Source organism: Exiguobacterium sp. R-17 (genome assembly GCF_049913315.1).
GTDB lineage: Bacteria > Bacillota > Bacilli > Exiguobacteriales > Exiguobacteriaceae > Exiguobacterium_A.
Genome location: NZ_CP184372.1, coordinates 2,105,364 through 2,117,917 on the forward strand (window position 1 = coordinate 2,105,364; position 12,554 = coordinate 2,117,917).

General features: G+C 46.7%; 8 protein-coding genes and 1 other annotated feature. All 8 genes read right to left on the reverse strand.

From position 1 onward, the window contains the following. Positions 1-10: 10 nt before the first annotated feature. On the reverse strand, positions 11-697 hold the full coding sequence (locus ACN9MT_RS11250; RefSeq protein WP_426272182.1) for an ankyrin repeat domain-containing protein: 687 nt from the start codon (positions 695-697) through the stop codon (positions 11-13). Positions 698-715: 18 nt separating this feature from the next. Further along, positions 716-4,303: a DUF5057 domain-containing protein gene (locus ACN9MT_RS11255; RefSeq protein ID WP_426272183.1), complete on the reverse strand. Its 3,588-nt coding sequence runs from the start codon at positions 4,301-4,303 to the stop codon at positions 716-718. A 67-nt stretch (positions 4,304-4,370) separates the two neighbouring features. Next, the gene (locus ACN9MT_RS11260) at positions 4,371-5,615 is read right to left on the reverse strand and encodes a bifunctional folylpolyglutamate synthase/dihydrofolate synthase (RefSeq protein ID WP_426272184.1); all 1,245 of its coding nucleotides are present in this window, start codon (positions 5,613-5,615) and stop codon (positions 4,371-4,373) included. A gap of 54 nt (positions 5,616-5,669) precedes the next feature. Then, a complete protein-coding gene (locus ACN9MT_RS11265; RefSeq protein ID WP_426272185.1) occupies positions 5,670-8,306 on the reverse strand; it encodes a valine--tRNA ligase in 2,637 nt (878 codons plus the stop codon). A 50-nt stretch (positions 8,307-8,356) separates the two neighbouring features. Further along, positions 8,357-8,586: a binding site (T-box leader), on the reverse strand. 54 nt (positions 8,587-8,640) lie between these two features. Further along, the gene (gene hemL, locus ACN9MT_RS11270; RefSeq protein WP_056062584.1) at positions 8,641-9,951 is read right to left on the reverse strand and encodes a glutamate-1-semialdehyde 2,1-aminomutase; all 1,311 of its coding nucleotides are present in this window, start codon (positions 9,949-9,951) and stop codon (positions 8,641-8,643) included. After that, complete coding sequence (gene hemB, locus ACN9MT_RS11275) at positions 9,948-10,937, reverse strand: porphobilinogen synthase (RefSeq protein ID WP_035406433.1); 990 nt, start codon at positions 10,935-10,937, stop codon at positions 9,948-9,950. The genes hemL and hemB overlap by 4 nt, the downstream gene beginning before the upstream one ends. Next, complete coding sequence (locus ACN9MT_RS11280; RefSeq protein ID WP_426272186.1) at positions 10,934-11,638, reverse strand: uroporphyrinogen-III synthase; 705 nt, start codon at positions 11,636-11,638, stop codon at positions 10,934-10,936. Before ACN9MT_RS11280 ends, hemB begins: the two co-directional genes overlap by 4 nt. Continuing rightward, entirely contained in the window at positions 11,604-12,530 is a 927-nt protein-coding gene (gene hemC / locus ACN9MT_RS11285; protein ID WP_426272187.1) for a hydroxymethylbilane synthase, read from the reverse strand. Before hemC ends, ACN9MT_RS11280 begins: the two co-directional genes overlap by 35 nt. Positions 12,531-12,554 lie beyond the last annotated feature (24 nt).

Genomic DNA, 12,554 nt, shown 5'->3' on the forward strand with positions numbered 1-12,554 from the left:
CTTTTTTTGATTAAAATTTCGTTGCTCGGTATTGTTTAACAAGCTTTTTCACCTTGTTCTTTTCTACCGTTGCACCATTCTGTTGTAACATCACATATAGATCTTTTCGATTTTGTTTAATCGTTTCATAGACTGGTTGCTCTTTCCCACGATTCGGATCAGCTCCTGCTTGCAATAACAGTTCAATCGCTGCATCGTTTTGATCCAGTGTGGCATAAAAGAGTGGTGTATGTCCGAAGTCATCGATCCGATTGATTTCTTTTTTTGAAGCTTTTTTCACGAGAAGCGTATAGACATCAATCGATCGATTCACACTTGTCGCGACATGAAGGACCGACTGACCTTGAGCATTCAGTTGACTGATTTTTGCACCTTTTGCCAACCATTCAGCTACTGTACTACGCGGCGTGAATTGTGCTGCATAAAACCAGTTCGCTTTATTTTGGACGGTCTGTTCGTCAAGGAGAAGCTTTGCCTTGTCAAAGGCGAGTGTTTCTTGGAATCGACGAATGTAACGATTTTTCTCCTTTGTCGATAAAGAGGCATCTTTTAACGCAGAAGCAAGTCGTTCCGGCTTTTCTGAACGTAGTCCTTGTTCAAGTGCTGCATGTTGATTCGCTTTTATGACGTATACCGCTCCCCCGATTCCAATGATGATCAAAATCAAGAGGACGGCAATGATTCGTTTGCGTTTCATATCTCGCGTCCCCACCTCTTAGTAAACATCTCCATCCAAGTCTGATGTTCCTGATTCAGAACCAATCGTTACCTTGAATGTCGTCGTTAGTGGTGTTTTTTGATTATCTTTCATGACTTCGAGCACATCTTTATTCTCTTTTAACGCCGTTACTTTGATTCGTGCTACACCTGGACGAAGTGGTTGCAACGCTTGTCCTGTTGGATCAATCTTGACGTATTCTTTCCCCTGTAGGACTTCTAAACGATAGAAGCGTTCTGTCGTCGTCACTGGGAACCAGCGCAGAATCGGTGATTTCTTATCATCTTTCATCGTCATTGCGATATCATCCGCTGTCAGATTGAGTGGGTTCTCGCGTACCCGAACGAGTGTCTTCGCGACCGTATCTGGGAAATCAGTTAACGTTAGTAACGCTTCGACTGGTCCATTTGGTGTCCCGGCTTTACCTGTAATCGTGTAACCTGACGCCGTCTGTTTCAACTCAATCGCACTACTTACAGTTGATGCCGTAAATGATAATGGGTAATTTGGTTTAAACGTCGCCGTTACGTCTTGATTCGATCCGACCCACAATTCCAGATTACTTGGAGAGACCGATAGCTCCGGTAACTTGACTTGGATCGTGTACTCTTGTGACTGAGCAAGATAAGTTGAGCTTCCGGCTGTTGCAGGTACAACCGCTTTGACCGTGACCATTCCTGGTGTCTTTCCTGTCAGCTCCAACGTATTTTTAGTTAAGCCATTCGTCGTCACACGAGAATCGTTCGTTACGATCCATTGAATCGGTGTGTTTCGTCCCGATACCATCGAAGCAATTCCGGACATTGATTTTGTCTCTCCCACGTATAATGTATCCGGTATATTTTGAACGGTTAATCCTCTAAATACATCATTGATGACGAGTTCTGAAGTCGCTGTCAGCTCTTTTCCGTTTCCGACTGGTACGACGAGTTTAATCTGTGTCGTCCCGACTTTTTTCGGTTTGATGACACCGGCTTCATCAATCGATGCGATTTCCGAATCGATAATCGACCATTTTAACGCGCCATATTGACTGCCTGAAGGATTAATTTCTGGCAATACTTTATACGATGTCGTCGTGATATCCATCTTAACGGACGGAATCTTCACACTTGTCGCAAAGGATGGTGTCAGTGCATAACCAATCGTCGGAAAAGCTTGGGGATCATTTGCGACGATCGTCGATTTATCTTTCCCATTCTTTTTATCACGATATATATTTTTTATTGATGTCAACTTGTTGTCTTTTTTATCGAGTAAATGAACTCCTGCGGCATCTTTCGCACGTACTTTGACAGTAAACGTCACTTCCGATTGATTCGCGATCCATTCCCCTTTATGAACGCCTTCAATCGCTTCGTCGTATTCGATATCTGGGAGTCTTCCTTTGATCGTCTGTCCTGTAATATTCGTTTCAGTCAGACCCGTCGTCGATAAAATTTCAAGATTACTCGGGAATTGTTCGTTGAACAGAATGTTTTCCATCGTCACCGAGAACTGACCCATGATGTATCCATTGTTTCCGATGGCATCCTTTTGCATCATCGGAGACATTTTGACGGTATAGGTGATATCTGCTGTTTCCCCTTTTGGAATCGTTGCTGGATCAATCGAACGGGACAGGACGAATGGTGCAGAGGCAGCTGGACGCACGACTTGAACGGTCCGTGTCTCTATTGTCTTCGCACCGCGTTGATCTTCTGCTTCAATTCGGATCGTCACGCTCGTTTTTCCTTTAAGTTTCGATTCAAACGATTGACTGACGAATGAGTTGTTTTTCAACTTATTGTTTTCAAACACTTTTTCATCATCAATATAGATGCGCGTCTTCAACTCACGATCTTGTAGATCGTAGTCGTTTATTTGGTATGAGATTGCTAAAGGCTCATTTTCAAGATAACTTGATTTGTCATATGGTAGAAGACTTTTGATTAAAGGTTTATGATTCGCACCGATAAAAGCGCGATACATCGTATTGGTAAATAGATTCTGCTCCCCTACATTTGTAAAGGAAGAGGTATGTCCAGCACCTGAATATGTGATGTTTCCCTTGGTGTACATATAGTAGTGATTTCGAGCATCTCCTACCGTCCTACCAGTCTCCGTACTTGCTTCTGTTTCCTTGATGTTATACCAAGGTATTAAATCCGGTTGTTCTAAATCAAGAGCAAAATATTGATTGTGTGTTTGCGCAATCGAAATCTCATTGTCTAACGTAAAAGGAAATGATGTCATTTGTCCTTCATTTTGACGAATGGCTTTCGTGGATTTTTTAGGTGCTGCAAACCCCATATTTGTATAGTAGGTTTGACCAGATGCTGTAGCGTAGTCTGCTTCCCAGCGAGTTGGCGTATTTTTTACATTCGATCTAAAGATGGTATCGTGTGTCAACATGAGTCCCTGTCCCGTATTAGTAAATGACTTAACTTTATCAAATGCCAGGTCAGTAAGACTAGCAGTACCATAAGAATCTTGGAATCCGAAAATCAACATATCATATGAAGCATTTAAATCTTTCGAAGTTACTTCACTCGAAAATTTAGCTGAATCTATGACATTTAAATTAAAATTATAAAAATCATTTTTACTTAAATTTTCTCCTTTTAGATTATCTAGAAGAGAACCAGTTCCTCTCGTTCCAAGAACCTGAAGTACTTTTGCTTCAGCTAATTGATCTTTCATTAAAAAACTACCTGTCTTATAATCCGACAATCCATTGCTTTTATTGATTCGAATCATCCACTGTCGTGGTCCTGTATAACTCGGAACGTCAAATGTATAGGTAAGTTTCCCGTTAGCTGCGGCTGGTAATTCATCGACTTTTTCTGATTCATCGAACTGATCATTACTGTCAAAATCGATATAAAGTGTCGCTGTAGTATCAGTTATCGACTGATCAAGAGTATAACTAAACTCAATTGGTCGATTCGGAACCGCTATCGAACCGATAGACGACAATGTGTTTCCTGCTTGCTTTACTGTCACATTCGAGATACGGGGACGCACGTTGATTTTTTGCTTCAATGAGTTAATGACATCATTGATATTTTCGTAAGAAACAGTTGCTTGTGTCGATACATAGTTCTTCAAGACCTTTGAGAAATTACTTTGATCATGCGTGAAGACATCTTTATGCAGATACACTGGCAGTCCTTTTCGAACATATGCATTGAGGATTTCATTACTTTTTAGTCCTGTAATATCATTTTCGATTTTACTTGTATTATGATTTCTTTTATCAAACTCAGATAATTTAATTGAATATTTCTCTTGATTATTACTATTGATTGAAGGATCAAAAACGATTGCATCAAACGCTCCATCAAGTGGGAAACGAGACGCATTTAGCTCCTTAACCGTCATCATCTTGACATCATATTGACTAGTACTCAACTCTTTTAACAGTGACAACGACGTAATTGTCGTTCCCGGATTAATCCGGTTCGTCGTCGACCATTCATCGCGAATCTCTAAAATCTTAAACTTTTCACCCGTTGCGGCTTTAGAATGTGGCTCCTGTATATACGTAAAACTTGAAAAAATCAGTAAGGTAGCTAAGGCTAGACGGATCCACTGCTTCATCATTTATCGTCTCCTCATCGTGTCATCAAAATATGGGACTATACTCCCCCATTTCATTATAACGAGAGAATCAGGATTTTCCCTTTTTTGTAAAAATGGAAGCGTAATAATGACGCACTTCACTGATGAAATAGAGTGATCCCGTCACGACGTATGTCCGGTCCATCTCTAATTGATCGAAGAACTCTTCAACCGTCGTTACATTACCCCCGTCTTGTTTTAACTCATCGAGTGTCCTTGCTCGTGGGAAATCGAATGTCGTCTCGTAAATATCTGGCGTTATGTTGCGTAGCTGCGCAAGCATCGCCGACCGGTCTTTATCACGCAAAATCGAACAGAGCAACGTCACGGGTTTTGATTCTTCCTTTAACCGTTCAACAAGTGCCGTGATGCCTTCCGGATTATGCGCACCATCGAGAATGATTCGTGGTTTGCGCAAGATGATTTCAAACCGACCTGGATGTTTCGCTTCTCGTAGCCCTTTTCGGATCGCCGCTTTCGACCATCCGAGACGTCGCGCACAAATAACGGCGTTCGCCGCATTATGGACTTGATGATGGCCTTCGAGACCTAAGCGGGTCTCTGGAATCCCGTCGTACGTCGCCCAGGTCCCGGTTTCCTTTAAGCGGTAACGGATGATTGCTTCCTGGCTCCATTTCAATGTCGCATTCCGGTCGCCGCAATATGCCATTAACGGCACCGTCAGTTCTTCTTGCAGTTTCCCGGCGATGACCGGTGTCCCTTGTTTGATGATGCCGAACTTCTGTAAGGCGATCTCTTGGAGCGTATCTCCGAGAATCGCTTGATGATCGTGACCGATTGATGTGATGATTGCTGCGACCGGCTTTTTGAAGACGTTCGTCGAATCATACAGTCCACCGAGTCCGACCTCATAGATGACGAAATCCGGACGGATCTGATCAAAATAATAGAAAGCAAGTCCTGTTAATGCTTCGAACTCAGTGACCGTACCGAGTGACCGATCAATGTTTCCGATGGCAGCCTGAACAGCTGTGGCAGCTGTAACGAGATCATCTTCTGCGATCGGTACCCCATTCAACATGATCCGTTCCTCAAACTGAATGATGTACGGTGACGTGAATGTCCCGATTTGCAATCCTTCCGCAATTCCCATCTCACGCAAGAACGCGACCGTCGATCCTTTTCCGTTCGTTCCGGCGACATGAATCGTCGGAATCGCGTCCGGGTCAATCTGTAATTCCAGTAACATCGCCTGCATCCGTTCAAGACCTGGTTTGACGCCGAATGCTAGTAAGCTCGATAACCAATCCAATACATCTTCTCGCGTCCTCATGCTGTTCGCTCCTTTAAAAAAAGTGGCTCAAGGAGACTTGAGCCACTGCTGTAATTAGTGTGAGAGTTCGTTGATGCGTGCTTCGACAGCTTGACGTTTTTCCGTATAATCAAGTGCCTTCGCTTTTTCTTCATCAATGACATGTGCCGGTGCTTTACCGACGAAGCCAGGGTTGTTGAGTTTTTTCTCGACCCGTTCGACTTCTTTCGTATACTTGACGAGTTCTTTATTCAAGCGGGCGATTTCTTCCTCGATGTTGATCAAGTCTGCGAGCGGGATGAACAATTCTGCCCCCGTTACGATCGCACTCATCGCTTTTTCTGGCGCTGGCATTTGCTCTTCAATCCGGAGTTCAGACGCGTTCGTGAACTTTTGCAAGTACGAGCTGTTTGACGACAAGTCGTCTTGAACACGTGCGTCATTCGTCGAGATGAACAGTTGGATCTGTTTCGACATCGGTGCGTTCACTTCCGCGCGGATATTACGAACCGAACGGATGACGTTCTGAACCGCTTCAAATGCTGGAACAGCTTCCGGGAAGTCGAGTGACGCATCACGTGTTGGCCATGCGGCACGTGTGATCGTCTCACCTTCATGCGGTAAGTGTTGCCAGATTTCTTCCGTGATGAACGGCATGAACGGATGCATCAAGCGCATGATCCGGTCGAGTGTATAGGCAAGAACCGAACGCGTCGTTTGTTTCGCTGCTTCGTCTTCTCCGTTGAGCGGCAATTTCGCCATCTCGATATACCAGTTACAGAAGTCTTCCCAGATGAAGTGATAGAGAATACGTCCTGCTTCACCAAACTCATATTTATCTGATAGACGTGTCACGTCATCGATCGTTGTCTGTAAACGTGTCAGGATCCACTTATCTGCGAGTGATTTCTCACCTGTCAAATCGATCTGATCAAACGTTAAACCATCCATGTTCATCAAGGCAAAACGGCTTGCGTTCCATAGTTTGTTCGAGAAGTTCCACGTTGCTTCAATCTTTTCCCAGTAGAAGCGGAGGTCGTTCCCTGGTGTCGATCCAGTCGTTAAGAACCAACGCAGTGAATCGGCACCGTATTTCTCGATGACATCCATCGGGTCAATCCCGTTTCCGAGGGATTTCGACATTTTGCGTCCTTCCGAATCACGAATCAGGCCGTGAATCAAGACGTCTTGGAATGGACGTTGTCCCGTGAATTCATACGATTGGAAGATCATCCGTGATACCCAGAAGGCGATGATGTCGTATCCCGTAACCAGTGTCGATGTCGGGAAGTATTTCTGATAATCCGCGGCGTCCGTATTCGGCCAACCCATCGTTGAGAATGGCCAAAGGGCTGAAGAGAACCATGTATCGAGAACATCGTTGTCTTGCTCCCAGTTCTCGAGGTCTGCTGGTGCTTCCTTGCCAACGTATACTTCGCCTGTTTCTTTATGGTACCAAGCCGGAATCCGGTGTCCCCACCAGAGTTGACGGCTGACACACCAGTCACGGATGTTTTCCATCCAGCGTACATATGTGTTCTCAAAGCGTTGTGGAACGAAGTTGACCTTGTCTGGTCCTTGTTGCTCCTCGAGTGCTTTTTGCGCGAGTGGCTCCATTTTGACGAACCATTGGAGTGAGAGATACGGCTCGACGATTGCATCTGAACGTTCCGAGTGACCAACAGAGTGCAAGTGTGGTTCGATTTTGATCAAAACACCTTCTGCTTTTAAATCTTCAACGATTTGTTTCCGGCATTCGAAACGATCCATGCCTTCGTATTTACCTGCATTCTCGTTCATCGTTCCATCTTCATTCATGACGAGGACACGTGGTAATTCGTGGCGGTTACCGACTTCGAAGTCGTTCGGGTCGTGTGCAGGTGTAATCTTCACGACACCTGTACCGAATTCCATATCGACATATTCATCCGCAACAATCGGAATCTCGCGACCAACAATTGGTAACGTGATCGTTTTTCCGACGAGGTGAGCGTAACGCTCATCCTTCGGGTTCACGGCAATCGCTGTATCACCAAGCATTGTCTCAGGACGTGTCGTCGCTAGTTCAACATGACCTGAACCGTCCGTCAGTGGATAGCTGAGGTGGTAAAACGCCCCTTCGATATCCTTGTAGATGACTTCGATATCTGAGATCGCTGTTTTCGTCGCTGGGTCCCAGTTAACGATGTATTCGCCACGATAGATCAAGCCTTTTTCGTAAAGTTTAACGAAGACTTCTTGAACTGCTTCCGACAACCCTTCGTCGAGCGTGAAGCGTTCACGCGAGTAATCGAGTCCAAGACCGAGTTTTGCCCATTGTGCACGGATCGTTGACGCATACTCTTCTTTCCATGCCCAAGATTGTTCGAGGAATTTCTCACGACCCATTTCAAGACGTGATTTCCCTTCTGCTCGCAATTTTTGTTCGACTTTTGCTTGCGTCGCAATACCGGCATGGTCCATTCCCGGTAGATACAGGACGTCGAACCCTTGCATCCGTTTCATCCGCGTCAGCATATCTTGTAATGTTGTGTCCCAAGCGTGACCAAGGTGTAATTTACCTGTGACGTTCGGTGGTGGAATGACGATCGTGTACGGCTCTTTCTCCGGATCTTGATCGGCTTTAAAGTACTCTCCCTTTAACCAAAAGTCGTGCCATTTTTCTTCCGTTGCCTGCGGATCATACTTCGTTGGCATTGATAATTCCTGCATCCTGATCGCTCCCTTTTTGTCCATAATAAAAACGGCTTCTCTCGTCCTATGCTAAGGACGAAAGAAAGCCGTTGCTTTTTTCCGCGGTACCACCTTAGTTCATCCAACATCGGATGCCCTCGAGCCACGTAACGTGTGGAGGACGGATATCGCTCGTAAGACTCACGATACCAGCTCGTGGGGTGACCTTCCTCCTGTTCGTCCGTCACATCTTTCAGCCAAGGATGTGTTCTCTACGCCGGTACGAATACAGGATTACTCTTCCCGTCATCGCTGTTGCCATTTTCTTCTTTATTCATTTTAGCCGAGAGTTCAAGCAATCGTCAAGAACTGCTTAACGATCGAACTCAACTTGGAGTTCCTTGAACGTCAATTCGACGGCTTCAATCGTCTGTTCGATATCTTCGTCCGTATGAGCAATCGAGAGGAAGAGACCTTCGAATTGTGATGGTGGTAAGAAGACACCACGCGCCGCCATCTTTTGATAATACGAACGGAACATCTCAAGGTTCGATGTTTTCGCTTTTTCGAAGTTCGTGACACGTTCATCCGTGAAGAAGACACCAAACATCGCACCCGCACGGTTCGTCGTCAGCGGAATGTTATATTTCGCCGCAGCGTTCAGGTAGCCTTCAGACAGACGGCTCGCTTTCCGGTCGAACTCTTCATAGTGCTCGGGTTTCAATTGCGTCAGTGTCGCTAGACCCGCTGCCATCGCAAGTGGGTTCCCGGATAACGTACCTGCTTGATAAATTGGACCTTGTGGTGCGATCTGTTCCATGATGTCACGACGTCCGCCATAAGCACCGACTGGCATTCCGCCGCCGATGACTTTACCGAGACACGTGATATCCGGCGTGACACCGAAGTGTCCTTGCGCACAGTGGAATCCGACACGGAAACCGGTCATGACTTCGTCAAAAATCAATAACGCACCGTTTTCTGATGTAATTTCCCGTAAGCCTTCAAGGAATCCTGGTTCTGGTGGCACGAAGCCCATGTTCCCAGCAGCCGGTTCGACGATGACACCAGCGATATCGTCGCCGTGTTTTTCAAACGCGATCCGGACAGCATCCAAATCGTTGTAAGGAACCGTCAATGTCATGCTCGCAATTTGCGCTGGAACGCCTGGTGAATCCGGTAGTCCAAGTGTCGCGACACCTGAACCCGCTTTAATCAAGAGCGAGTCCCCATGACCGTGGTAACAGCCTTCGAACTTGAGGATTTTTGTCCGACCTGTATAGCCGCGCGCGAGACGAAGGGCTGCCATCGTCGCTTCTGTACCCGAATTGACCATCCGGACGACTTCGACTGACGGTACACGACTGATGACGACTTCCGCCATCGCCGATTCGATTTCTGTTGGCGTCCCGTAACTCCAACCACGCGTCGCTTGTTCTTGAATCGCTGACGTGACGATTGGATCGGCATGACCGAGAATCATCGGTCCCCATGACAGGACGTAATCGATATACTCTTTTCCATCGATATCATAGAGCTTCGATCCTTTGGCATGATCTGCGAAAATTGGTGTCATCCCGACCGATTTATAGGCACGGACTGGGCTGTTGACACCACCCGGCATGAGCGGGAGTGCCCGCTCGAACGCTTCTTTTGATTTTGAGTTCTGGTTAATTAAGCTCATTTCGACCCCTCCAGGTAACGACAAATGTCTTTTGCGAAATAGGTGATAATTAAATCAGCTCCTGCTCGTTTAAAGCCAAGCATCGTCTCAAGGACGATTCGTTCTTCGTCGATCCAGCCGTTCAAGGCTGCAGCTTTGACCATCGCATACTCACCCGATACGTTGTACGCAACGATTGGTAGATCAATCCGCTCGCGCACATCACGAATGATGTCCATGAACGCAAGCGCAGGTTTGACGATCATGAAGTCAGCTCCTTGATCGACGTCCGCTGTTGCTTCTCGGAACGCTTCGCGACGGTTTGCCGGATCCATTTGGTAGCCTTTCCGGTCGCCTTCTCCTGGTGCCGAGTTCGCAGCGTCACGGAATGGACCGTAATAAGCAGATGCATATTTAACGCCATAGCTCATGACCGGAATATGGCTGAAGCCGTTCTCGTCCAACCCTTGACGGATCGCTGCGACGAAACCGTCCATCATCGATGATGGAGCGATGACATCGGCACCCGCCTGAGCTTGTGAGATGGCTGTTTTGACGTGAAGCGGTAATGACGCATCATTATCGACCGTTCCGTCCGCGACGATTCCACAGTGACCTGTCGACGTATATTCACATAAGCATGTGTCGGCAATGACCGTTAGCTGCGGAGCAACCTTTTTAACGAGACGTGTTGCCTCTTGAACGATCCCGTGATCGTGAAACGCACCTGATCCTTGCTCGTCTTTTAAGTGGTCGTGCGGGACACCGAATAAGATGACAGATTCGATTCCGAGTGCGACGACTTCTTCGATCTCAGCCGTCAGATGATCAAGTGATAAGTTGAAGACGCCTGGCATCGAACTGACTTCGCGTTTAATATCTTCGCCTTCAGCAACGAAGATCGGATAAATCAAATCTGATTTATGCAACTGGTTCTCGCGGACGAGTGACCGGAGTGATGCGGTATGACGTAAACGACGGTGACGTGCGTATTCTAATGTGTTCATGCTGATTCCTCCTCAATGATACGATCAATCATGCCGTCCACCGTGAATTCACGGGCGACATGAATCGGTTGAAGTCCGGCTGCTTTTGCTGCTTGCTCCGTGATCGTCCCGATGACGATGAAGGTCGTCTTCAGGTCTAGCGGAGCAATCGCTTCGACAGCGGAAGGACTCTGCAGTCCAATATAGGTGGCATTTCTGATAAGTGCTTCAGGTAGTCGACGGGTGACGGTTTCATAGGTGATGATATCCTCGATCGTATATCGATTCAATTTTCGTAACTGATCGACCGGTGCTTGCCGCGAACGGTTCCCTCGCGCAAAAACGATATGATCGCCGTCAGACAAGTATGGTCCCAGTTCTGCGACAAGTGCGTCTCCTGTAAAGGTTGATGGACAAAAGTCGGCTGTTCGACCATACTTCGCAAGTGCATCTGCTGTCTTTCGTCCAACGACCGCGATACGCGTTTCTGCTAATTCAGGCAATGCATCAGCAACCCGGTGGACGCCATTCGGACTCGTCACGATGAGCCAATCAATTCCCCTCGGCAACGTAAACGAAACAGGTCGCGTTTCAATGACCGGATAATGCACCGACTCGATTGCGACGTCACGCAGTCGCGCCATCTGCTCGTTCGTCGGTGGTCGACTTCCCGTGAACAATACCTGCTTACAAGTCATCCGGAAGTGTTGCGAGAATCTCACGACCGCCCGAAGCAAGCAGACGTTCGGCAACGTCTTGACCGAGTTGCATCGGGTCAAGACCTGATTCGCGCTCGATTAGAATTTGCTCTCCATCGACGGATCCAATGAATCCGACAAGTGTCGTTGACATGTCTTCGTTAATCGTCGCGAAACCACCAACAGGAACGTGACAGCTACCTTCGATGGCTGCTAGGAAAGCGCGTTCTGCGTAAGCCACTTTTTCTGTCATCTGATCATGGATCAGGTGCAGGAGATCACGTACTTCTTGATCATGTTCGCGACATTCGATACCGAGGATTCCTTGACCGACAGCTGGAATCATGTCTTCTGTTGAAAGATATTCCGAAACGACATCTTCAGACCAACCCATCCGTTTTAAACCAGCTGCTGCAAGCAGAATCCCGTCAAACGGACCGTTCTTTAATTTATCAAGTCGTGTATCGATGTTTCCGCGAATCGATTCGATTTTTAAATCAGGGCGGAGTTTTAGCAATTGTGATCCACGACGTAAGCTGCTCGTGCCGACAACCGCACCTTCTGACAAGGAAGCAAGACCTTCTCCTGTTTTCGTGATCAAGGCATCACGCGCATCGACACGTGCCGGTGTGGCACCGATGATGAGACCATCCGGTAGTTCAGACGGTAAATCCTTCATGCTGTGGACAGCAAAATCGATTTCTTCGTCAATCATCTGCTGTTCGATCTCTTTTACGAATAACCCTTTACCACCGACCTTTGAGAGCGTCACATCCAAAATGCGGTCTCCTTTTGTGATGATGTTCTTGATTTCGAACTCATACGGCGCGCCGGCTTGTTTCAACTGGTCAATGACCCATTTCGTCTGTGTCATCGCTAGCTTCGAGCTTCGCGATCCAACAATGATTTTTCGCATGCTAAAATCCCCCTGTACAATGAT